Source organism: Rhizobacter sp. Root1221 (genome assembly GCF_001425785.1).
Classification (GTDB): Bacteria; Pseudomonadota; Gammaproteobacteria; order Burkholderiales; family Burkholderiaceae_C; genus Rhizobacter.
Window position 1 is genome coordinate 1 of the sequence record NZ_LMDI01000030.1, and the last position, 22,381, is coordinate 22,381.

General features: G+C 68.6%; 25 protein-coding genes. 11 read left to right on the forward strand and 14 right to left on the reverse strand.

Translation table 11 applies throughout. From position 1 onward, the window contains the following. Positions 1-301: 301 nt before the first annotated feature. From ASC87_RS19945 to ASC87_RS19960, 4 genes are all read right to left on the reverse strand, one after another. On the reverse strand, positions 302-736 hold the full coding sequence (locus ASC87_RS19945) for a universal stress protein (protein WP_056666221.1): 435 nt from the start codon (positions 734-736) through the stop codon (positions 302-304). 75 nt (positions 737-811) lie between these two features. Further along, entirely contained in the window at positions 812-1,648 is an 837-nt protein-coding gene (locus ASC87_RS19950) for a sulfurtransferase (protein ID WP_056666224.1), read from the reverse strand. A gap of 5 nt (positions 1,649-1,653) precedes the next feature. Continuing rightward, a complete protein-coding gene (locus ASC87_RS19955) occupies positions 1,654-2,547 on the reverse strand; it encodes a DMT family transporter (RefSeq protein ID WP_056666227.1) in 894 nt (297 codons plus the stop codon). Between the two features lie 7 nt (positions 2,548-2,554). Continuing rightward, positions 2,555-3,667 carry an aromatic ring-hydroxylating dioxygenase subunit alpha gene (locus ASC87_RS19960; protein WP_056666230.1) on the reverse strand — a complete coding sequence of 371 codons (1,113 nt, stop codon included), beginning with the start codon at positions 3,665-3,667 and terminating at the stop codon, positions 2,555-2,557. 239 nt (positions 3,668-3,906) lie between these two features. On the opposite strand from ASC87_RS19960, the gene ASC87_RS19965 reads away from it, so the two are divergent. From ASC87_RS19965 to ASC87_RS19990, 6 genes are all read left to right on the forward strand, one after another. Continuing rightward, positions 3,907-4,149 carry an exodeoxyribonuclease VII small subunit gene (locus ASC87_RS19965; RefSeq protein WP_056666233.1) on the forward strand — a complete coding sequence of 81 codons (243 nt, stop codon included), beginning with the start codon at positions 3,907-3,909 and terminating at the stop codon, positions 4,147-4,149. Next, complete coding sequence (locus ASC87_RS19970; RefSeq protein WP_056666235.1) at positions 4,146-5,066, forward strand: polyprenyl synthetase family protein; 921 nt, start codon at positions 4,146-4,148, stop codon at positions 5,064-5,066. The genes ASC87_RS19965 and ASC87_RS19970 overlap by 4 nt, the downstream gene beginning before the upstream one ends. Continuing rightward, positions 5,066-6,949: a 1-deoxy-D-xylulose-5-phosphate synthase gene (gene dxs / locus ASC87_RS19975; RefSeq protein ID WP_056666239.1), complete on the forward strand. Its 1,884-nt coding sequence runs from the start codon at positions 5,066-5,068 to the stop codon at positions 6,947-6,949. The genes ASC87_RS19970 and dxs overlap by 1 nt, the downstream gene beginning before the upstream one ends. 67 nt (positions 6,950-7,016) lie before the next feature. Then, the gene (locus ASC87_RS19980; RefSeq protein ID WP_056666241.1) at positions 7,017-8,273 is read left to right on the forward strand and encodes a lipoprotein-releasing ABC transporter permease subunit; all 1,257 of its coding nucleotides are present in this window, start codon (positions 7,017-7,019) and stop codon (positions 8,271-8,273) included. Then, a complete protein-coding gene (locus ASC87_RS19985) occupies positions 8,266-8,943 on the forward strand; it encodes an ABC transporter ATP-binding protein (RefSeq protein ID WP_056666244.1) in 678 nt (225 codons plus the stop codon). The genes ASC87_RS19980 and ASC87_RS19985 overlap by 8 nt, the downstream gene beginning before the upstream one ends. A gap of 143 nt (positions 8,944-9,086) precedes the next feature. Beyond that, positions 9,087-9,635: a hypothetical protein gene (locus ASC87_RS19990; protein WP_056666246.1), complete on the forward strand. Its 549-nt coding sequence runs from the start codon at positions 9,087-9,089 to the stop codon at positions 9,633-9,635. Between the two features lie 53 nt (positions 9,636-9,688). On the opposite strand, the gene ruvC is transcribed toward ASC87_RS19990, so the two are convergent. From ruvC to dusB, 6 genes are all read right to left on the reverse strand, one after another. Then, on the reverse strand, positions 9,689-10,237 hold the full coding sequence (gene ruvC, locus ASC87_RS19995; RefSeq protein ID WP_056666249.1) for a crossover junction endodeoxyribonuclease RuvC: 549 nt from the start codon (positions 10,235-10,237) through the stop codon (positions 9,689-9,691). After that, positions 10,234-11,199: a phosphatidate cytidylyltransferase gene (locus ASC87_RS20000; RefSeq protein ID WP_056666252.1), complete on the reverse strand. Its 966-nt coding sequence runs from the start codon at positions 11,197-11,199 to the stop codon at positions 10,234-10,236. The genes ruvC and ASC87_RS20000 overlap by 4 nt, the downstream gene beginning before the upstream one ends. Beyond that, on the reverse strand, positions 11,199-11,819 hold the full coding sequence (locus tag ASC87_RS20005) for a lysophospholipid acyltransferase family protein (RefSeq protein ID WP_056666255.1): 621 nt from the start codon (positions 11,817-11,819) through the stop codon (positions 11,199-11,201). The genes ASC87_RS20000 and ASC87_RS20005 overlap by 1 nt, the downstream gene beginning before the upstream one ends. Positions 11,820-11,840: 21 nt before the next feature. Beyond that, positions 11,841-13,424, reverse strand: coding sequence for a bifunctional phosphoribosylaminoimidazolecarboxamide formyltransferase/IMP cyclohydrolase (purH, locus tag ASC87_RS20010; protein WP_056666259.1), 1,584 nt, complete (start codon positions 13,422-13,424; stop codon positions 11,841-11,843). Between the two features lie 147 nt (positions 13,425-13,571). Continuing rightward, the gene (locus tag ASC87_RS20015) at positions 13,572-13,808 is read right to left on the reverse strand and encodes a helix-turn-helix domain-containing protein (RefSeq protein ID WP_056666262.1); all 237 of its coding nucleotides are present in this window, start codon (positions 13,806-13,808) and stop codon (positions 13,572-13,574) included. A gap of 31 nt (positions 13,809-13,839) precedes the next feature. Next, positions 13,840-14,886 carry a tRNA dihydrouridine synthase DusB gene (gene dusB / locus ASC87_RS20020; protein WP_056666265.1) on the reverse strand — a complete coding sequence of 349 codons (1,047 nt, stop codon included), beginning with the start codon at positions 14,884-14,886 and terminating at the stop codon, positions 13,840-13,842. Positions 14,887-14,996: 110 nt separating this feature from the next. Here dusB and ASC87_RS20025 point away from each other — a divergent pair, with 110 nt between their 5' ends. Then, positions 14,997-15,461, forward strand: coding sequence for a YqaA family protein (locus tag ASC87_RS20025; RefSeq protein WP_056666268.1), 465 nt, complete (start codon positions 14,997-14,999; stop codon positions 15,459-15,461). A gap of 76 nt (positions 15,462-15,537) precedes the next feature. Next, positions 15,538-16,122: a hypothetical protein gene (locus ASC87_RS20030; RefSeq protein ID WP_056666271.1), complete on the forward strand. Its 585-nt coding sequence runs from the start codon at positions 15,538-15,540 to the stop codon at positions 16,120-16,122. A gap of 11 nt (positions 16,123-16,133) precedes the next feature. Here the strand turns inward: ASC87_RS20030 and ASC87_RS20035 are convergent, their stop codons facing one another. Continuing rightward, a complete protein-coding gene (locus ASC87_RS20035) occupies positions 16,134-16,622 on the reverse strand; it encodes a phasin family protein (protein WP_056666274.1) in 489 nt (162 codons plus the stop codon). 109 nt (positions 16,623-16,731) lie between these two features. Here ASC87_RS20035 and argB point away from each other — a divergent pair, with 109 nt between their 5' ends. The 3 genes from argB (at position 16,732) to slmA (ending at position 19,187) form a co-directional block, all read left to right on the forward strand. After that, a complete protein-coding gene (gene argB / locus ASC87_RS20040; RefSeq protein WP_056666277.1) occupies positions 16,732-17,673 on the forward strand; it encodes an acetylglutamate kinase in 942 nt (313 codons plus the stop codon). A gap of 143 nt (positions 17,674-17,816) precedes the next feature. Then, on the forward strand, positions 17,817-18,503 hold the full coding sequence (locus ASC87_RS20045; protein ID WP_056666280.1) for a pyrimidine 5'-nucleotidase: 687 nt from the start codon (positions 17,817-17,819) through the stop codon (positions 18,501-18,503). Between the two features lie 30 nt (positions 18,504-18,533). Continuing rightward, positions 18,534-19,187: a nucleoid occlusion factor SlmA gene (gene slmA / locus ASC87_RS20050; protein ID WP_056666283.1), complete on the forward strand. Its 654-nt coding sequence runs from the start codon at positions 18,534-18,536 to the stop codon at positions 19,185-19,187. Here the strand turns inward: slmA and ASC87_RS20055 are convergent. The 3 genes from ASC87_RS20055 to ASC87_RS20065 form a co-directional block, all read right to left on the reverse strand. Next, entirely contained in the window at positions 19,184-20,164 is a 981-nt protein-coding gene (locus ASC87_RS20055; protein WP_056666286.1) for a lipase secretion chaperone, read from the reverse strand. The genes slmA and ASC87_RS20055 overlap by 4 nt on opposite strands. Continuing rightward, entirely contained in the window at positions 20,161-21,477 is a 1,317-nt protein-coding gene (locus ASC87_RS20060) for a peptidyl-prolyl cis-trans isomerase (protein ID WP_056666289.1), read from the reverse strand. The genes ASC87_RS20055 and ASC87_RS20060 overlap by 4 nt, the downstream gene beginning before the upstream one ends. Positions 21,478-21,620: 143 nt before the next feature. Then, complete coding sequence (locus tag ASC87_RS20065; RefSeq protein WP_056666292.1) at positions 21,621-22,250, reverse strand: triacylglycerol lipase; 630 nt, start codon at positions 22,248-22,250, stop codon at positions 21,621-21,623. Positions 22,251-22,381 lie beyond the last annotated feature (131 nt).

The window sequence follows — 22,381 nt, forward strand, 5'->3', positions numbered from 1 at the left end:
CTCCAGCGGCACCGTTACCTATCCCGCGCATCAAGGGTGCCGGCTCGCTTCGCCTCGCTGCGCATCGGCTGGTTCTCTGGTCACCCCGACGAAAGTCGGGGCCCACCGGCCCAATGGATTCCGGCTTTCGCCGGAACGACAAGGTGTTTTGGGCGAGCGAGCGAAGCGAGCAATGCCCCGAAGCGCGAACGCCAGGAAGGCGAGCGAAGCGACGCCGCAGATCAAGCTACCGCCGAGCCCGGGTCTCCCGGGCGACCGCGGGCTCCCCCATGGGGGACCGGCGCGAAGCGCCGTAGGGGGCCTACCTCACCACGAGCACCGGAATCTTGCTGTGCGTGAGCACCTTCTGCGTTTCACTGCCCAACAGCAGGGCCGTGACCCCGCGCCGGCCGTGCGACGCCATCACGATCAGGTCGCAGGCCTTCTGCTGCGCGTGTTCGATGATGGCTTCCCACGGGTGCAAGGCCTCGAGGGTGTGGGTCTCGCACACCACCCCCTGCGCCTCGGCCAGCGCGGCCACCGCCTGCACGCGGCTGGCGGCGATGCGTTCCTGCGCGTCGAAGAACTCCTGCGGCGGCGTGGGCTGCATCTCGGAGATGGCGCTGTACGGGAAGGGTTCCTTCACGCTCAGCACGTACACCCGCGCACCGACCGACGCCGCCAGGGACAGCGCCGTGGCCACGGACTTCTGCGTGATGTCGGAGCCGTCCGTGGGAATGAGGATGCGTTGGAACATGATGAACCTCCTGTCGGGGGGAGCACACGTCCAGAGGGTAGACCGCGCACACCGGCGCGGTCAATGACGGTTGTCCTACACCGCGGTGCCGCGTTCCACCGGGCGCGCCGGGTCGGCCGACCATTCGCTCCACGACCCCGGGTACAGCGTGGCGATGCCGAGGCCGGCCACTTCCATCGCGATCAGGTCATGGCACGCGGTGACACCGGAGCCGCACTGCAGCACCACGTCGGTGGCGCCGGCGGTGAGCGCCTCGTATTCGGCCCGCAACATCGCGGCCGGCTTGAAGGTGCCGTCGGCCTGCAGGTTGTCCTTGAAGAAGCGGTTCCGGGCGCCGGGGATGTGGCCCGCCACGCGGTCGAGGGGTTCCACGTCGCCGCGGTAACGTTCCGGCGCCCGGGCGTCGAGGACACGCACACCGGGCAGGCGGCCGAGCAGCGTGGTGGCGTCGATGGTGGGCATGGCGGGCGCCGGGGCCGGGGAGGCCGCCACGGGGGAGGGCACCGGCACCTGGGTGGACAGTTCACCGCCGCTGCGCACCCAGGCGTCGAGCCCGCCGTCGAGCAGCGCCACGCGAGGGTGCCCCAGCCAGCGCAGCACCCACCAGGCCCGCACTGCGAACATGCCCGCCTGCCGGTCGTACACGACCACGTCGCGGTCGGGCGTGATGCCGATGGAGGCCATCCAGCCGGCATACGCCTCGCGCGTGCGCAGCGGGTGCCGGCCGTTCAGCCCGGTCTTCGGGCCGGACAGGTCGCGGTCAAGGTGCACGTAGAGCGCGCCGGGCAGGTGCCCCGCGGCGTAGGCCTGTTCTCCGAGGGAAGGGCCGGCCAGGTCGAAGCTGCAGTCGAGCAGGAGCGGGGCCGGGGTGGTGGCGCGCAGGTTGGCGGCAGAGATCAGCGGGGTGTTCATCGCGTTCAGGACTCCGTCATCGTGGTGGTATCGGTCGAGTGCGTGACCTTGGTGCGCAGCAGCGTCGCGGCCACGCCGGCCCCGACGATGAGGACCATGCCGGCCAGCGCCATCGCCGTGACCGGATCGTCGAACAGCAGCACGCCGTAGCCGAAGGAAAACGCGATGCCGAGGTACTGCAGGCTCGCGTTCACGAGGGTGCGGCCGGTGGCGTAGGCCCGGGTCATCAGCAACTGGGCGGTGGTGGCCAGCAGCCCCACGGCCACGAGCAGTGCCGCACCCTTCCAGGAGTGGGCGTGGAAACCACCGGTCAGCAGCGTGATGAGGGCGCCGGCGATGAGGCCTCCGAGCGAGAAGTAGAAGACCGTGCGGTACTCGGGTTCGCCGATGCGGCCGAGCGCGGTGACCTGCAGGTACGCGGTGGCGGAGATCATGCCGGAGATGAGGCCCACCACGCCGTGCCACAGCTGGTTCTGGTCCATCGTGGGGCGCAGCACCAGCGCCACCCCGCCGAACCCGAGCAGCACGGTGGCTACCACCTTGCCGTCCACCCGCGTGGTGCCCAGCGCCACGGCGCCACCGATCAGGAACAGCGCCATCCACACCGACGACATGTAGTTCAGCGTCATCGCGGTGGCCAGCGGCAGGTTGCCGATGGAGTAGAACCACATGCACAGCGCCGTGACGCCGGTGAGCGAGCGCCAGAAGTGCATGCTGGGCACCGGGGTGGCCAGCGTGCCGCGGCGCACGCGGCTCACGACGAACAGCATGGAGGCGCCGATCAGGCCCCGGTAGAACACGATCTCGCCGGTGCCGTACAGGTCGGATGCCAGCTTGACACACACGCCCATCGAGGCGAACAGGAAGGTCGCCAGGACCATCAACGCGGAAGCGGGCATCAGCGGGTCAGGCTCGGAATTTCATCGTGCGACGGTACCACTCGTGGAATTGCTGCATGCCGTCTTCCATGGGCGACTGGTAGGGGCCCACCTCGTTGTCGCCACGCTCGTGCAGCGCGCGGCGGCCGGCATCCATGCGCAGCGCGATCTCGTCGTCCTCGACGCAGGTCTCCAGGTAGGCCGCCTGCTGGGCGGTGACGAAGTCGCGTTCGAAGGCGTGGATTTCCTCGGGGTAGAAGAACTCCACCACGTTGACGGTCTTCTGGGGGCCCTTCGGGTACAGCGCGGACACCACCAGCACGTGCGGGTACCACTCGACCATGATGTTCGGGTAGTACGTGAGCCAGATGGCCCCGTTGTCGGGCGGCACGCCGTTGCGGAACGCGAGCACGGCATCGTGCCACTTGCGGTACACGTCGGAGCCGGCCTTCGCGAGAGCGTTGTTGGCGCCCACTGTCTGCACCGAATGGTGCTTGCCGAATTCCCACTTCAGGTCGTTGCAGGTGACGAACTGGCTCAGGCCCGGGTGGAACGGTCCCACGTGGTAGTCCTCGAGGTACACCTCGATGAAGGTCTTCCAGTTGTAGTTGCACTCGTGCACGTGCACCCGGTCGAGCACGTAGCCGTCGAAGCTCAGGTCGGCGCCCGGGCCCAGGCCGCGCAGCTCGGCGGCGATGTCGCGGCCGTTGTCCTCGAAGAGGAGGCCGTTCCAGTTGCGCGTCTTGTAGGTGTTCAGGTGCAGGCAGGGGTCCTCCGCGAAATGCGGGGCCCCGACGAGCTCGCCTCCCAGGTCGTACGTCCAGCGGTGCAGCGGGCACACGATGTTCTTGCCGGTGTTGCCGCGCCCGCGCAGCATCACCGCCTGCCGGTGGCGGCAGACGTTCGACATGAGCTGGATGCCCTGTGGCGTGCGCACGAGTGCGCGGCCTTCACCTTCCTGAGGCAGGGCGTAGTGGTCGCCAACCTCGGGGATCGCCAGCTCGTGCCCGAGGTACCTCGGGCCATGCTGGAAGATGAGTTCCATCTCGCGGCGATGCAAGTCGTCGTCGAAATAGGCTGCTACGGGGAGTTGTGAGCAATTCTGCTCGAGAGCTTCGAAGGTGAGGCTCAGGTCCGACATGATCCCGAGGATCTCCTATAACCGATGTTCACGGCCACCCCTCTGGGGTGACCGCAGGAGTGGGATGTCTCGCTGCGCACGGCGCGTTTTTTCCAGCGAGGCAGGGATTGTACCCGGTGCGACTCCGAAGGGCGCAGAGGCCTTTTGCGCAAGACCCCCTTTGCGGGGACGCCACAGCCCGACGTCTGGCCTGTCCCGGCCCTCGGCGGGTGACTACAATCCCGCATTTACCTCACACGATGGCCAAAGCTCCTCTCGCCCCGACTGCCGCACAGCTGCCCGACAGCTATGAAGAAGCCCTGGCCGAACTCGAGCGCCTGGTGGCAGCGATGGAGGGCGGGCAGCTCCCGCTCGACGCGCTGCTGGGCAGCTATCGGCGCGGGGCCGAGCTGTTGAATTTCTGCCGTTCGCGACTGGAGGCCGTGGAAACCCAGGTCCGGTTGCTCGAAGACGGTCAGTTGAAACCCTGGGGTGAGTCATGAGCCTGTTTCCCGAAGCTGCAGCAGCCGTATCGCCGCGCATCCCGTTCGAAGCGTGGCAGCAGGCCGAACTCGACACCGTTGAATCGGCCCTGTCGGCCTGGGTGCCGGGCAGTGCGCCCGCCGGCCTCGGTCAGGCCATGCGCTACGGCGTGCTCGACGGCGGCAAGCGCCTGCGCCCCCTGCTGGTGCTGGCGGCCGCACAGGCCGCGGCCGGCCACCGCGAGGCCGCGTTGCGCGCCGCCTGCGCCGTGGAGCTGATCCACGCCTACTCGCTGATCCACGACGACATGCCCTGCATGGACGACGACATCCTGCGGCGCGGCAAGCCCACGGTGCACGTGCAGTTCGGCGAAGCCCAGGCCATGCTCGCGGGCGATGCCATGCAGGCGCTGGCCTTCGAGGTGCTGACGCCCGACACCGGCGTGCCTCCCGTGCTGCAGGCCAAGCTGTGCTCGCTGCTGGCCCGGTCGGCCGGCCACGCCGGCATGGCCGGTGGCCAGGCCATCGACCTGGCAAGCGTCGGCGTGCCACTCAACGAACAGGCCCTGCGCGACATGCACCACCGCAAGACGGGCGCACTGCTCCAGGCCAGCGTGCTGATGGGCGCGGCCTGTGGCGGGGTCGATGCCGGTGCGTGGCAGGCGTTGTCGGAGTATGGTGATGCGGTGGGCCTGGCGTTCCAGGTCGTCGACGACATCCTCGACGTCACGCAGGCCTCGGAAACGCTCGGCAAGACCGCCGGCAAGGACATGGACAACAACAAGCCCACCTATGTGAGCATCCTCGGCCTGCCGGCCGCGCGTGCGCATGCGGAGGAACTGCGTCACAAGGCGCATGCGGCGCTGGCCCGGAGCGGGCTGGCGAACGTCGAGCGCCTTCGGGTGCTGGCCGACAAGGTCGTGGAAAGAGACTGCTGATGAACCAAACCCTTCTGCAATCCATCGGCGCACCCGCGGACCTGCGAGGCCTGTCGCGGCTGGAACTCAAGCAGCTCTCCGCCGAGTTGCGCGAATTCCTGCTGCAAAGCGTTTCGCAAACCGGGGGGCACCTGTCGTCCAACCTCGGCACGGTCGAACTCACCGTGGCGCTGCACCACGTCTTCAACACCCCGCACGACCGCATCGTCTGGGACGTGGGCCACCAGACCTACCCGCACAAGATCCTCACCGGCCGGCGCGACCGCATGGCCACGCTCCGGCAGATGGGGGGGCTCTCGGGCTTCCCGCGCCGCGACGAAAGCGAATACGACACCTTCGGCACCGCCCACTCGTCCACGTCCATCTCGGCGGCGCTGGGCATGGCCGTGGCCGCCAAGCTCAAGGGAGAGGACCGCCGTTCCGTCGCCGTGATCGGCGACGGCGCCATGACGGCCGGCATGGCCTTCGAGGCGCTGAACAATGCGGGCGTGGCGGGTGCCAACATGCTCGTGGTGCTGAACGACAACGACATGTCCATCTCGCCCCCGGTGGGCGCACTGAACCGCTACTTCGCCCGCCTGATGAGCGGCAAGTTCTACGCCACGGCCCGCGACACCGCCAAGACCGTGCTGAAAAACGCCCCCCCGCTGTTCGAGCTGGCCCGCCGCCTCGAGGAGCATGCGAAGGGCATGGTCGTGCCGTGCACGATCTTCGAGGAATTCGGCTTCACGTACTTCGGCCCCATCGACGGCCACGACCTCGACTCCCTCGTGCCCACGCTCGAGAACCTGCGTGGCATGAAGGGTCCGTTGTTCCTGCACGTCGTCACCAAAAAGGGTTACGGCTACAAGCTGGCCGAGGCCGACCCGGTGGCCTACCACGGCCCGGGCAAGTTCAATCCGGCCGAGGGCCTCAAGAAGCCCAGCACCGTGCCCAAGACCACCTTCACCCAGGTGTTCGGCCAGTGGCTGTGCGACATGGCCGAGGCTGACGAACGCCTCGTGGGCATCACGCCCGCCATGCGCGAAGGGTCGGGCATGGTCGAGTTCGAGCAGCGGTTCCCGAAGCGGTACCACGACGTGGGCATCGCCGAACAGCACGCCGTCACGTTCGCGGGCGGCCTGGCCTGCGAGGGCCTGAAGCCCGTCGTGGCCATCTACTCCACGTTCCTGCAGCGCGCGTATGACCAGCTCGTGCACGACGTGGCCATCCAGAACCTCCCGGTCGTGTTCGCGCTCGACCGCGCCGGCCTCGTGGGCGCCGACGGTGCCACGCACGCCGGCAACTACGACATCGCGTTCCTGCGGTGCATCCCGAACGTCAGCGTGCTCACGCCGGCCGATGAAAAGGAATGCCGCCAGCTGCTGAGCACCGCGTTCGCGCAGAACCACCCGGTGGCCGTGCGTTACCCGCGCGGCAGCGGCGTGGGCGTGGCCGCGGGCTCCGGCCTCGACACCCTCCCGTGGGGCAAGGGCGAGGTGCGCCGCCGCGGCGACCGCGTGGCCATCCTTGCGTTCGGCACGCTGCTGTACCCGGCCCTCGAAGCGGCCGAGAAGCTCGACGCCACCGTCGCCAACATGCGCTATGCCAAGCCGCTCGACGCCGCACTCGTGGCCGAGCTGGCCCGCACGCACGAGGCCATCGTCACGGTGGAAGACGGCTGCACCATGGGCGGTGCCGGCAGCGCGGTGCTCGAAGCGCTCCAGGCGGCCGGCCTCAACGTGCCGGTGCTGGTGCTGGGCCTGCCCGACCAGTTCATCGAACACGGTGACCCGGCCAAGCTGATGAGCCTGAACGGCCTCGACGCCGCGGGCATCGAAGCGTCCATCATCAAGCGGTTCGGCGCGCGGCCCGCGTTGCTGCGTCCTGCGGCCAACCATTGATCGCCCCTCACGCGGAACATTCCGCCCCCGGCCCGGTCTCACCGGGCCATTTTTTCATCGGTCGCGCATGAACTGGCCCTACGAACTGCAGATCGGCTGGCGCTACACGCGCGCGGGGCGCGCCGGCCGGCGCAACGGTTTCATCTCCTTCATCTCCGGCGTGTCCATGCTCGGCATCGGGCTCGGCGTGGCCGCGCTGATCATCGTGCTGTCGGTGATGAACGGTTTCCAGAAAGAGGTGCGCGACCGCATGCTGGCGGCCATCGCGCACGTCGAAGTGGTCGACACCTACGGCTCGGCGCTGCCCGACTGGCGGGCCACCGCCGCCAAGGCGCGCGAGAACCCGCAGGTGGTGGGAGCCGCTCCTTTCATCGCCATGCAGGCGCTGGTGGCCCGTGGTGAAGACATGCGTGGCGCCATCGTGCGTGGCATCTCGCCCGACGAGGAGGCCACGGTCACCGAGGTGGCCGCCAAGCTCAAGGACACCACGCTCACGAAACTCACGCCCGGCAGCTGGGGCATCGTGCTCGGCGTCGAGCTGGCCCGGTCGCTCGGGGTGCACGAGGGCGACAACGTCACCATCGTGGCCCCTGGCGGGCAGGTGACCCCGGCCGGCGTGGTGCCGCGCCTGAAGCAGGTGACGGTGGTGGGCACCTTCGATTCGGGGCACTACGAGTACGACAGCACGCTGGCGCTCATCCACCTGGACGACGCCGCCAGGCTCTTCCGCCTCGAAGGCCCGAGCGGCGTGCAGTTGCGCCTGAAAGACCTGCACCAGGCCCGCGACGTGGCGGCCGAACTGGCCCAGCGCCTGGGCCCCGACGTCACCGTGCGCGACTGGACCCGCACCAACCGCAACTGGTTCTCCGCGGTGCAGCTCGAGAAGCGGCTGATGTTCATCATCCTCACGCTCATCGTGGCCGTGGCCGCGTTCAACCTCGTGTCCACCCTCGTGATGACCGTGACCGACAAACGCGCCGACATCGCGATCCTGCGCACCCTGGGTGCCACGCCGCGTTCCATCATGGGCATCTTCATGGTGCAGGGCGCGCTGTCCGGGGTGATCGGCACGCTCGCCGGCGTGGCCTTCGGCCTGCTGGTGTCGTTCAACATCGGCACCATCGTGCCGTTCATCGAGCGCCTGCTGAACACGAGTTTCCTGCCCGGCAGCATCTACCTGATCAGCCGCATGCCCAGCGACCCGCAGTGGGCCGACATCCTGCCCATCACCGTGATCTCGCTGGTGCTGGCGTTCCTGGCCACGCTGTACCCCAGCTGGCGCGCAAGCCGCGTGCAACCGGCGGAGGCCCTGCGTTATGAGTGACGTGAACGTCATCGAGGCCAACGGCCTCCACAAGCGCTTTTCCGAAGGCGGGCTCGACGTGCCCGTGCTGCAGGGCGTGGACCTGCGCGTGGGCCGCGGCGAAGCGCTGGCCATCGTGGGCGCATCAGGTTCCGGCAAAAGCACGCTGCTGCACCTGCTGGGCGGGCTCGAGGCGCCCAGCAAGGGCACGGTGCGCCTGGCCGGCCGCGACTTCTCCCACATGAACGCGGCCGAGCAGGGCGCCTGGCGCAACCGGCAGCTCGGCTTCGTCTACCAGTTCCATCACCTGCTGCCTGAATTCAGCGCCCTCGACAACGTGGCCATGCCGCTGCGGGTGCGCCGCATGCCCATGGCCGAGGCTCGCGCGCGAGCGGCCAAGGTGCTGGCCCAGGTGGGCTTGGCGGGGCGTGTGGAACACCGGCCCGCGCAACTCTCCGGCGGTGAACGCCAGCGCGTGGCCATCGCCCGCGCGCTGGCGGGCGAACCCGCGTGTGTGCTGGCGGACGAACCCACCGGCAACCTCGACCGCAAGACGGCCGACACCGTGTTCGGCCTGATGATGGACCTGGCGCGCGACCACGGCACGGCGTTCGTCATGGTGACGCACGACGAATCGCTCGCGGCGCGGTGTCATCGCGTACAGCACCTGACGTTGGGGCATTTGGCCTAGGCGATCTGGGGCCGGGCGCTTGGAGACTGGGTGCGGGCACCCCGCGATTCCCGGCGCTGATTTCCTTCAGGTCAAGCTGGTACCCCACAAACCGGCCTGACGCCTTCTGCCGCAGGCCAAGCCTGCGCCACCCTACCTCTGCCATGTCCCTCTACGACTGGATGCCACGCGGCATCGTGATCCTGCTCGAGTTCGCATTGCTGCTTCTCGCGGTTGCCGCATCGGTGTTCATCCGCCGGAAGTGGGTCCGTTCGCGGTTCGGCAACACCCTCCCACGGCCGCTGCTCACCGCCACCGTCTGGGTCATCCCGTGTGCGATGGCGTGGTTGGCGCTGTTGCCGACGTTCCGCCACATCAACGACGCGTTGGAGATCGCGGTCATCGTCCCGGTGGCCTTCGTGCTGGGCGGGCTGTACGGCCTGTGTTTCGCGCTGCTGGCGAGGTTCGGCAAGGCGGACGCCCGGTGGACGCAGCGCATGGGGCTCGGCGCCGCCATGGGCCTGGCGCTCGCCCTGTTGATCGGCATCCTCGTGCACCAGTTCCTCACGGGTTGGGGCGGGCCTGGCGGAGGAGGCTTCGTCCGCCCTGGCGTGTTCGAGGTCGCGCTTGTTTTTTCATGGTTAGCGCCCGCATTGGCCGTGGTGGGGCTGGTGACACCGAAGTCTGCCCTCGTGCGCGCCGCGGCGCCCTGAACAGGCCGATCCAGCCGGCTGCGACCCGGTTCATCGGCATCTCCGTCGGGTCATCAGTACGACCGCCCCCCCTTGAACTGCGCCGTCGTCGTGCGCACCCGCTGCGTGGCCTTCTCGATGGCTGCGAACGACCGGGCCGCGTGGGCGTGGGTGATGGCGAGGCCCAGCGCGTCGGCGGCGTCCTTGCCCGGCAGGCCGGGCAGGCTCAGCAGGCGCATCACCATTTCCTGCACCTGCTCCTTCCTGGCGTGGCCGTGGCCCACGATGGCCTTTTTCATCTGCAGCGCGGTGTACTCGGACACGTCCAGCCCGCCCGACACCAGGCCGGTGAGGGCGGCGCCCCGCGCCTGGCCCAGCAGCAGCGTGCTCTGCGGGTTGACGTTGACGAACACGATCTCCACCGACGCGCAGGTGGGCTGGTACCGCGTGATGATCTCGCGGATGCCGTCGAAGATGACCTTCAGCCGTGCGGGCAGGTGGCCCGCATCCACCGCCTCGGTCTTGATGGTGCCGCTGGCCACGTAGTGCAGGTGCGTGCCCTCCACGTCGATGACACCGAAGCCGGTGGTGCGCAATGCGGGGTCGATGCCGAGGACTCTCATGCGCCAAAGTACCAGCGAACGGAATGGAAAAAGACGGGTGCCGCGAAACAAAGCGGCGCCACGCGGTCGAGCAGCCCCACGGCGCCGGTGACGGAGCCCCGCCCCCAGCTCTCGACCCCGGCGTCGCGCTTGAGCGCCTTCATGACGAGGTCGCCGAGTGTGCCGCAGCCGGCGGCGATCAGGCCGATCAGGATGGACTGCGCGGGCTTGAACGGCGTGATCCAGTAGAGCAGCCCACCGACGATGCCGCCGGCCGCGGCCCCCAGCAGCCAGGTGCGCCACGAGAAGCTGCGGCTGATGTGGCGGGCCACCGGGCGGCGCCGCAGCCGGCGGCTGGCAGCTTCCTGGGTGATCTGCGAGACGGCGACCACGAGCACGATGTAGAGCACGAGGAACGCGCCGCGTTGCTCGTACCCCTTGAAACTCAGCAGCAGCAGGGCCGGTGCGTGGCTCATGCCGTACACACACACCATCGTGCCCCACTGGATCTTCGCGGTGCGTTCCAGGAACCGGGTGGCGTCGTTGCCGAGCGCGGAGAGGATGGGCAGCACCGCAAACGCGTAGACCGGGATGAACACCGAAAACAGGTTGAATGCGCGGCCCCCGGCCAGCACGTACTGCATCGGCAGCACCACGAAAAACGCGGCCAGCAGCGCACGGTGGTCGCCGCGCCGGGTGTGGGTGAGGGTGATGAACTCGCGCAGCGCCAGGAACGAGACCACGGCGAACAGCACCGTGGCCACCACGGCACCGAGCGACCATGAGATCCAGAACAGCACGGCGCCGATCCACACGGCCCGCAGGTCCCGCGAGAAACGGCGGTACCGCGCGGCCTGTTCGGGCGTCATCTCGCGCAGCGAACGCCAGAACGCGGCCAGGCTCGCGACGATCAGCACCCCGAAGACCATCACGAACAGCAGGCCCACCTGCTGGGAGTCGGTGAGTTGGCGCAGGTTGCCCATCAGGCGGCCATCTTCTTGAGGGCCATCACGGCGTCACGGGCGCGGGCGAGGAACACGCGCTTGTCCTCGTTTTCGGCAATCTGCATGGGCGCGCCGAACGTCACCGAGCACAAGATGGGCACCGGCACCACCTCGCCCTTGGGCATCACGCGGTGCACGTTGTCGATCCACGTGGGGATGAGTTCCACGTTGGGGAACTGCTCGGCCAGGTGGAAGAGGCCCGCCTTGAACGCGGCCGGGTCACCTTTGTGGCCGCGGGTGCCCTCGGGGAAGATGACCAGCGAGTCGCCACTGCGCAGTGCATCGGCCAATGGCTCCAGCGGGTCTTCGTCTTCCGTGCGCACGCGGCTCACGTAGACGGCGTTGAACACCTCGCGGGTGATCCAGTGCTTGAGCTTCGTGGCCGTCCAGTAGTCACGGGCGGCGATGGGGCGGGTCTGCGCGCGCAGGTCACGCGGCAGCGCCGCCCAGATCAGCACCCAGTCGAAGTGGCTCTGGTGGTTGGCGAAGTAGATGCGCTGCTCGGCTTTCGGGGCGCAGCCAATCCAATGGCCTTGCGCCCCGGTGATCAGCCGGGCAAGCGACGACAGGAAGAGTCCAACGGCCTCGGGGCGTGTCATGTGGCCGATGGTACCGGGCGATCAGTGCCGGAAGTGGCGCACGCCCGTGAGCACCATCACGATGCCGCGTTCGTTGGCGGCCGCGATGACCTCGTCGTCGCGCATGCTGCCGCCCGGCTGGATCACCGCGGTGGCGCCCGCGTCGACCACCACGTCGAGGCCGTCGCGGAACGGGAAGAAGGCGTCGCTCGCCACGGCAGAACCCTGCAGCGTGAGCCCGGCGTTCTCGGCCTTGATGCTGGCGATGCGGGCCGAGTCGATGCGGCTCATCTGGCCGGCACCCACGCCCAGGGTCATGCCACCACCGCAGAACACGATGGCGTTGCTTTTCACGTACTTGGCGACCTTCCACGCGAACAGCAGGTCGGTCAGTTCGGCGGGCGTGGGTTGCTTGGCGCTCACCACCTTCAGCTCGGACACGTCGAGTTCACGGTTGTCGGCCGTCTGGATCAGCAGGCCCGAGCCCACGCGTTTCACGTCCTGCAGGTTGCGGCCCTGGTCCCAGGCGGTGGCGCCGCCCTTCGGCAATGCGATCTGCAGCACGCGGGTGTTGGGTTTGCCGGCGAACACGGCCAGTGCCTCGGCCGAGAAGCCCGGGGCGATCAGCACTTCGACGAACTGCTTCGCCACGAGCGCCGCCGCGGCTGCATCGACCTCGGTGTTGAAGGCGATGATGCCGCCGAAGGCCGACGTGGAGTCGGTCTTGAAGGCCTTGCCGTAGGCTTCGGCCGCATGGGCGCCGATGGCCACGCCACACGGGTTGGCGTGCTTGACGATCACGCAGGCCGGCGTATCAAAGCTCTTCACGCATTCCCACGCCGCATCCGCGTCGGCGATGTTGTTGTACGAAAGTTCCTTGCCTTGCAGTTGCGTGGCCGTGACGAGCGAGCCGGGGGCCGGGTGCAGGTCGCGGTAGAACGCAGCGCTCTGGTGCGGGTTCTCGCCGTAGCGCAGGTCCTGCAACTTGACGAAGCGGGCGTTCGATTGTGCGGGGAACTCGCTGCGGGTGTGGCCACCGTCGGCGCCGAGCTGCAGTGACGACAGGTAGTCGCTGATGGCGGCGTCGTAGTTCGAGATGCGGTTGAACGCGGCCACCGACAGCGCGAACTTCGTGGCCGTGCTGACGGCCTTCGAGGCCTTCAGTTCGGCGAGCACGCCGGCGTATTGCGACGCGTCGGTCAGCACCGCCACGTCCTTCCAGTTCTTGGCCGCCGAACGCACCATGGCCGGGCCACCGATGTCGATGTTCTCGATGGCGTCTTCGAGCGTGCAGCCGGCCTTGGCCACGGTGGCTTCGAACGGGTACAGGTTCACTACCAGCAGGTCGATCGTGGCGATGCCGTGGGTGGTCAGCGCGGCCATGTGTTCCGGCACGTCGCGGCGCGCGAGCAGGCCGCCGTGGATCGTGGGGTGCAGCGTCTTCACGCGGCCGTCCAGCATCTCGGGAAATCCGGTGTGGTCAGCCACTTCCACCACCGGCAGGCCGGCGTCGGCCAGCAGCTTCGCGGTGCCGCCGGTGGACAGCAGCTTGATGCCGAGGTGGTGCAGTTCACGGGCGAAGTCGAGGACGCCGGTCTTGTCGGAGACGGAAAGGAGGGCTTGCATGGTGGGGCTTTCGGGTCTGTCGTGTCATCCCGGCGAAGGCCGGGACCCACTGGGAGCAGGTGCGCCGGAGGGACGGTGGGTCCCGGCTTTCGCCGGGATGACGGCTGGGAAGGGGTGACGCCGTCGGGGCCTGTGGCCCCCTCGGCGTCACTTGATCATCTTGTGGTCGAGGAGCTTGCGGCGCAGGGTGTTGCGGTTGATGCCGAGCCACTCGGCGGCCTTGCTCTGGTTGCCGTCGGCGTGTTTCATCACCACGTCGAGCAGCGGGCGTTCGGTGACCTTGAGCATCATGTCGTACATGGCGGCGGGTTCGACGCCACGCAGGTCCTTGAAATAGACCTCGAGGCTGTCGCGGATGCATTCCTCGATGTGCTTCTTGCTCATCGTGTCCCTCGGCGCATCGTCATCTTGTTGTTCATGGGGTGGTTTCTTCTTCGTTGGATTCGTCTTCGCCCGTAACCACGGGGGCGGGCAGGCGCTGGTGTCGACCGGCCAGTTCGTCGAACCAGTCGGTCACGGCGCGGATCTGCGTGTCGCAGGTCTCGAGCGTGTTCATGAACTGGCGGAACGTGTCGCCGCCGGGCAGCGACCGAACGGCCCAGCCGATGTGCTTGCGCGCGGTGCGCACGCCGGCGTATTCGCCGTAGAGGCCGTAGTGGTCGAGCAGGTGTTCGAGCAGCCAGGCCTTGGCCTCGGCGGTCTCGGGCGGCGGCAGGTGTTCTCCCGTGTCGAGGAAGTGGCCGATCTCACGGAAGATCCACGGGCGGCCCTGCGCGGCGCGGCCGATCATCAGCGCGTCGGCGCCGGTGCGGGCGAGCACGTCGCGTGCCTTCTCGGGGGAGTCGATGTCGCCGTTGGCCACCACGGGGATGCGCAGCGCGGCCTTCACCGCGGCGATGGTGTCGTACTCCGCAAAACCGGTGTACCCCTGCTCGCGCGTGCGGCCGTGCACGGTCACCATGGCCACGCCGGCCTCTTCGGCCGCGCGGGCGATGGCAACGGCGTTGCGTTCGGTGTTGCACCAGCCGGTGCGCATCTTCAGCGTGACGGGCACGCCGCGCGGCGCGCAGGCGGCCACCACGGCCTCGATGATCTGCAGCGCGAGCGGTTCGTCCTGCATCAGCGCGGAGCCGGCCCACTTGGTGCACACCTTCTTGGCGGGGCACCCCATGTTGATGTCGATGATCTGCGCGCCGTTGTCGATGTTGTACGCGGCGGCCTCGGCCATCATGCCGGGCTCGGTGCCGGCGATCTGCACCGAAATGGGGTTCACTTCACCGTCGTGGTTGGCGCGGCGCGAGGTCTTGAGGCTCTTCCACAACTCGCGGCGCGACGTGACCATCTCGCTCACGGCATAACCGGCTCCGAGCCGCTTGCACAGCTGGCGGAACGGGCGGTCCGTGACACCGGCCATCGGGGCGGCGAACAACCGGTTCGGCAGGGAAATGGGGCCGATGTTCATGGCGCGCGAGAGGGTGGGGACGTGCAGAGGGCTGCCGAAAAAAGAGGCAGAGTATAGCTGCTGGCGAGTGCCCCGCCTCGCGACTTTTTTCACTGCGCATAATGCATTCGATGGATGCCTGGATCGAGTCGGTGAAGGCGGTGCTGGCCTTGCCCGGATACGGCCTCGGCAGCTTGTTCGCGGCCTCGTTCCTGTCGGCCACGCTGCTGCCCCTCGGGTCCGAGGCGGTGCTGTACGGCGTGCTGAAACTCAACCCGTCGTTGCTGTGGCCGGCGCTGCTGACGGCCACGGTGGGCAACACGCTGGGCGGCGCCGTCACCTGGTGGATGGGGCGGGGCGCGGAAGAGGTCTACGAGCGTGTGGCCACGTCGCCGCACCACGGTGGGGCCAAGCGCTGGCTCACGCGCTTCGGCCCGCCGGCGTGCCTGCTCGCGTGGGTGCCGATCGTGGGCGACCCGCTGTGCGCTGTGGCCGGCTGGCTCCGGTTGCCATTCTGGCCATGCGTGTTCTACATGGCAGCGGGCAAGTTTCTCCGTTATCTGACGATCATCACCATGTTCCTGGCGGGCTCGTGAACCCGCGATGCGGTTATCGCGCCCCACCTGTGGCACGATGGCACCTTCCGAGCCTGCTCTGCCAAACCTGACGCCTGTGCTGACGCGATCCACTCCCGACAAAGAAGCCCGTTCCGCCGCGGCACCCGCCTCCGGCTCGTGGAGCCGTGCGCGCCAATGGTTTGGGCGGCTGCTCGGCCGCCCGGCGGCACAGCCCGCGCGCAAGACCGGCCGCACGTCCACGCTCGACAAGGCCGAGCTGGAAAAAGTGCGCCTTCACCTGTCCGAGGTGCTCGACCAGCACCCGCAGGCCCGCGAGGTCATGAAGTACGTGCGGGCGCTGGAACACGGCCTGCAGAAAAAGGGCCGCTTCGCGCTCGACGACCTGCCGGTGGACGTGATCCGCCGCGCGTTGGAACAACTCGACCCACTGGTCACCGACTGGTCGGTCGAGGGCCTCAGCACGCTGCGGTCCAAGGCCGCGGTGGCCATTGCCGGCCGCGAGCGCGTGGAAGCCGAACGTGCGGAGCGACGGGCGTCGAACGAAACCGACGTCGAGGTGGAAGAGGCCAGCGTGACCACCTTCATGCAGGCCAACGAAGAGTGGGAACGCTCGTTCACCAACAGCGCGCCCACCCCGCTGCACGACACTACCACCGACCCGGACAAGCCGCGCAGCTGAACGGCGGGCCGTTACACCGCGCGTTTGCGCGCCCCCGACTTGGCGGCCGGCGTGGCCGACCGTGCCGCCGACCGCTTGGCCGCCGGCCGGGCCGGTGCCACCGCCTTCTCGAGCTTGGCCAACTGGGCCGCCAGCGCGTCGATGCGCGCCTCGAGCGCCTCCACCTGCTTCGCGCTCGGCACCCCGAGGCGAGACAGCGCGCGGGCCGTGCGGTCCTCGAAGATGGATTCGAACTTGTCCCACTGCTGGCCGGCCTTGGCCGACATGTCGCTCATGCGGGCGCCCACGTCGCCGAACTTTTCCTCGGCTGCCGCCTGGGTCTTGCGCTGGATGGTGGTGCCTTCCTGCACCAGGTTCTCGAACACCTTGCCGCCTTCGGCCTGGGCCTTGGCGAACGCACCCAGCCCGGCCAGCCAGATCTGCTGGGCGGATTCCCGCACGGTGTTGACGAAGTCGCCGTTGTCCGATTTCTTGACCATCTCGATGCCCTTCCGTGTCATTGACGGTTCACTATAAGGGCCCGTGTGCGCCGCTTTTAGGGGCGGCTGCCTACGGAAGGTGGTCCGCGCCCCTACAATTTGCCGCATTCACTTTCCCGGAAAGCCCTCCATGAGCAACGAGCCCCCCGGCGGCAAGCCTGCTGTCTCCCACGTCGACGGCAACCACGACCTCTCGCACATCGCACCCCGCGACAAGGCGGAGATCCTGGCCCAGGCCTTGCCGTACATCCGCAAGTTCCACGGCAAGACGATCGTCATCAAGTACGGCGGCAACGCCATGACCGATCCGGCGCTGCAGCAGGACTTCGCCGAAGACGTCGTGCTGCTCAAGCTGGTGGGCATGAACCCGGTGGTGGTGCACGGCGGCGGCCCGCAGATCGAGGACGCGCTCGCCAAGATCGGCAAGAAGGGCACGTTCATCCAGGGCATGCGGGTCACCGACGAAGAGACGATGGAAGTCGTCGAATGGGTGCTCGCCGGCCAGGTGCAGCAGGACATCGTGGGCCTCATCAACGTGGCCGGCGGCAAGGCCGTGGGCCTGACCGGCCGTGACGGCGGGCTGATCCGCGCGCGCAAGCTGCGCATGGTGGACCACAAGGACCCCTCCGTCGTGCACGACGTGGGCCAGGTGGGCGAGATCGAATCCATCGACCCGTCGGTGGTCAAGGCCCTGCAGGACGACCAGTTCATCCCGGTGATCTCGCCGCTCGGTTTTGGCGCGAACAACGAGAACTACAACATCAACGCCGACGTGGTGGCGGGCAAGCTGGCCGAGGTGCTCAAGGCCGAGAAGCTGATGATGCTCACCAACATCCCGGGTGTGCTGAACAAGGCCGGCGAATTGCTGACCAACCTGTCGGCCCGCGAGATCGACGACCTGTTCGAGGACGGCACCATCAGCGGCGGCATGCTGCCGAAGATCGCGTCGGCGCTGGATGCCGCCAAGAACGGCGTCAACGCGGTGCACATCATCGACGGGCGGGTGCCACACTCGATGCTGCTCGAAATCCTGTCTGAACAGGCCTACGGCACGATGATCCGTAGTCATTGACATTGGCCCCCCAGTCGGCTATCGCCTCCTGCCCCCGAGGGGCGACCCCGGGTCGGCCGGCGGAGCCGGTCCTCGCGGGTGGCTTGATCGGGCGCCTCGCTTCGCTTGCTTTGCTTGCTCCTTGACTTGAGCTTCGCTGACGCATGACCCGACCGCGCCCCGTGTGGCTGTTCGACCTCGACAACACGCTGCACGATGCCTCGTTCGCGGCGTTCGGCCCCACCAACCAGGCGATGAACGATTACATCGTCCAGCACGTGAAGGTCTCGCCGCTGGAGGCAGCGGCACTGCGCCAGCACTACTGGGACCGCTACGGCGCCACGCTGCTGGGGCTGGTGCGCCACCACGGGGTACGGTCGGCCCATTTCCTCGAGGAAACACACCGCCTGCCGGGGCTGGAGGATCGGCTGCGCACCAACGCCCACGACCGCGCGGCATTGCGCCGCCTGCCGGGGCGCAAGTACATCCTCACGAACGCGCCGCGGGCCTACGCGATGCGGGTGCTGAACACCCTGCGCCTGGCCGACTGTTTCGACGGCATCCTGTGCATCGAGGACATGCACATGTTCGGGCATCCTCGCCCGAAGCCCGACGCCCGCATGTTCCGCGCGGTGGCCGCCCGGCTGAAAACCCGGCCCAGCCGTTGCGTGCTCGTGGAGGACACCTTGCAGCACCAGCGGTCTGCGCGCGGGCTCGGCATGCGCACGGTGTGGATGCAGCGCTACCTCAAGGGTGCGCAATCCAGCACGGAAGTCGGTGTTCACCCTTGCCCGACGCCCCCCTATGTCTGTGCAAGAATCCGGACGCTGAGGATGCTTTACAGGCTCTGACAATCCCTAGGAAATGGCCCTGAGACTGCAATGACCGACATCACGCCCACCCCCGAAGACTCGGTCGTCGCGCCTGCAGTGGAGGCCGAACCCGCGCCGCGCAAGCGGCCGAAGCCGGGGGAGCGCCGCGTCCAGATCCTCCAGACCCTCGCCGCCATGCTCGAGCAGCCGGGGGCCGAACGCATCACCACGGCCGCGCTCGCCGGCCGGCTGGAGGTGTCGGAAGCGGCGCTGTACCGCCATTTCGCCAGCAAGGCCCAGATGTTCGAGGGCCTGATCGAATTCATCGAGCAGAGCGTGTTCACGCTCGTCAACCAGATCACCGAACGCGAGGTGTCGGGCGCCTCCCAGGCGCGGCAGATCCTCACGGTGGTGCTGCAGTTCAGCGAAAAGAACCCCGGCATGACCCGCGTGATGGTGGGCGATGCGCTGGTGTTCGAGAACGAGCGTCTCGTCACGCGCATGAACCAGTTCTTCGACCGCATCGAGTCGCAACTGCGCCAGAGCCTGCGCGTCGCGGCGGAATCGGCCGGCTCCGGCACCCCCACGGTGGACGCCAACGCGCAGGCCTCGGTGCTCACCGGCTTCGTGGTGGGCCGCCTGCAGCGTTATGCCCGCTCCGGGTTCAAGCGCAGCCCGGTGGAACACCTCGATGCGGCCTTGAACCTCCTGGTCAGGCCCTAACGGCCAGCCTGCCGGTCGTACGCCCGCACCCCGGGCAGTTCCTCGGCAGAAAAATGCTGCGCCAGCAGCTTGTCCACCACGGCCGCCGGGTTCGCGGGCGATGACGCCAGCAGTTCGTTCTTCTGTTTCCTGAACGCGGCGTAACGCTCGGCCCACTGCGTGGTCTGCGCTTCCATCTCGCCCATGCTGACGGCCGCCTCTTTGCCGAGGTACTGGGCGCGGATGGCCTGCACCTGCGCGGCGGTGCCGCCCTGGTCGCGCGCCTCGGCCACCCGCAACTCCATCTCGCTCGTCCGGGGCGACAGGCCGGGTTCCAGCGCCACCACCTCCGGCGGCAGTGCGGCGCGCAGGGCGTGCCGCTGCCGGGCCTTGTCCAGTGCGGACAGCCGCGGGTCGCTGTCGATGGCCTGGGCCTCGACGGCATAGCGGGAGTACGCCTCCTGCACGCCGAAGAGGGCCTGGGCGGTGTCGGGGTCGAAATGGGCGCGCTGGAGGGCGCTGTCCTGGGCGAGCAGTGCGCGCATGTCGCTGGCGTCGCGGGGCGGGGCCTGGGACGCGGCCGACTTGGCCAGCGCCGCGGCATAGGCCCGGTACCCGTGCACGAGGGCGAGGGCCTGTTCGGCCGCCTCGCGCGGCAGGCCGGATCGCAGCGAGTGTTCCAGCCGGGCCAGCGCGTCGGCTGACGGGTGGCTGCCCAGGTCGGCCACGATCATGTCGAGGGCGGCCTTGGTGTCGAGGTCGATGCGCAGGTCACCCGAGGCGCCGAGTTCGAAGAGGCGCGCCGGCTCGACCGTGCCGTCGCCCGCGGCCATGCCGGCCGCCCGGCCGGCATGGCCAGGCGCCGGGCCCGACAACACGGCCACGCCGGAGGCAGCGTCGATGGGCGAGTCGGCGGGCCATCCCAGCCACACGAGCGTGGCGGCCAGCGCCAGGGCGGCGGCGCCCAGCATGATGGCGTTGCGGCTTGGTGCGTTCATGGGGCGAGCTCCACACGGGCATCGGCGCGCAGCCGGGCCAGCCGGGCCTCCACCTTGTCGTGCATCAGTTTCGGGTAGAGCCAGGCGGTGGCCTCGCTCAAGGCAGGGCGGCGGGCCGTGGGCCGCACCGCATCGAGCCGCACCACGAGCCAGTCCTCACCGGTGGCGATCGGTTGTTTCGCGTGCTGGCCCGGCTTGAGCCGCCGCACCATCGACGCCACCTCCGGCGGCATTTGGTTGTTCAGCAGCCAGCCCTGCGAACCGCCGGCGTGTTCGCGGGCGAGATGGGCGAAGCGGGCGCCCCGGTCGAGGCGCGCGACCAGCGCACGGGCCACGGCTTCGTCGGCCACCCGGATCTGGCTCACCTTGAAATCGACCGCCGGCACCTCGGCCCGGTACAGGGCCTTCAGTTCCTCGGCGCGCACCGGTGTCCGCGAGATCAGGTGACGCACGTACATGCGCCCCGCGATCGTCTTGGTCTGAAGCTCGGCCTCGGCTTGCACGGACGGGTTGTCGTCGAGCTGGCGAGCGCGGGCCTGCTGCACGAGCAGCTCGACGGTGACGAGTTCCTCCAGCGTGGATTCGCGGCCCGCCAAGGGGCGGGGGGGCTGGGCGGTGTCCACCGGGTCGTACGGGTTCCCGATGCCGTTGCGCGCCTTGACGATCTGCTCGAGTTTCACGCGCGAGATGGCCTGGCCGTTGACGGTGGCCACGGTGCCGCCGGTGTCTGCCAGCGATGCGTCGCCGAGCGGCTGCAGCACCTTCACCTCCGCGGCCTGGCGCCACGCGGCCACCTGGGCTTCCACCTTCTCGAGGCGCATCTGCGGTTCGAGCCAGGTGCGGGCCTCGTCGAACGGTGGGGGCGCCACCGTCTTGCGGTCCACGAGCTGGCCGGCGGGGATGGTCGCATGGCGGGCGCGCAGTTCGGCCTCGTCCACCACGATCTCCTCGGCCATCAGGCGCAGCAGCCGCTGGCCGAGCACCTGGTCGCGCTGGAATTCGAGTTCGCTGGCCGCCTCGGGGGTGCGGGTGAGGCCCTCCGCCTGGGCCTCCTGGGCGATCAGTTCCATGCGGATGATGTCGTCGAGCGCACGCTGGCGGTCGGCGGCGGTGGCTGGGGTGCCGCCGCCAGCCTGGCGCAGGTCCAGCAGTTCGACGAGCGTGGTGCGCTGGATGGGTTGGCCGTTGACCCAGGCGACCGGTGTGCCCTGCGCCGGGTGGGCGGCCCGGGCGGCTGCGCCCAGGGCCAACGCGCATGCCAGCAGGCCCAGGTGCAGCGTGCGGGCGCGGGTGCAGGTGCGGTTCTTCTGCATCGGATGGTCTCCGTCCGTTCTTGTGTGTGCCGGGGCGCCGCCCCGGAGTCCGGCACTTTGCACCGAACCCCGAAGCCTGGGCAAGCGGACATTTCCCTTGAAGGGGAACACCCGCCCGGGGCTGGAACGGGTGCGCGAGGCGACTACTGCAGTGCGGCGCGCACGCTGTTGTAGACGCTCTGGTTGGTCAGGAGCGTCAGGTGGTCCACGCTGGCCACCTGCGTGCTGCTGCCGCAGCGGGCGCTGGCGGCCGGCAGGATCACGCCGTCCACGGGCGACCACAACGACCGGTCGCAACCGCGCCCGGCCAGGGCCAGCAGGAACAGCGAGCCGGCGCGCATGTCGAAGCAGGCCGGGCTGAAACAGGCCCAGGCCGACGTGGTGCCCGAGTGAGGCGAGCCGAGGCTCACGAACCGGCGGGTGGCGGCCTGGCCGCCTTCGTTGACGAGGAACGAGCGGGTCACGAGTCCCCCGTTCGAGTGCGCCACGATGGCGACCTTCGCGTTGCCGTTCTGCGCCCGCACGTTGCGCACGTACGAGGCCAGTTCACGGCCGCTGGCGGTATCGCTCACCAGCAGCGAGTTGTAGTTGAACCCGTACAGCTTGCCGGCGGGGTAACCGCTTGCGGTCATGCGGGACATGATCGAGCTGAAATTGCCCGAGTTGCCGCCGTAGCCGTGCACGAACACGACTGGTTCGCCCTGGGCCATCGCGGGCCCCACGGAACACGCGGCCAGGGCCGCAGCTGCAATCCACTTTGCGTTGGTCTTCATGGTCTTGTCTCCAGTTCTTTGACTTGGAAAGTGCCGCCCGTGCCGGCATGGCCGGGCAGTCACCGAGGGCGAACGGCTTGAAGCTGCCGCGCGCTGCCGACATGTTGCGCAAAGTAAATTGCGGGCGACAT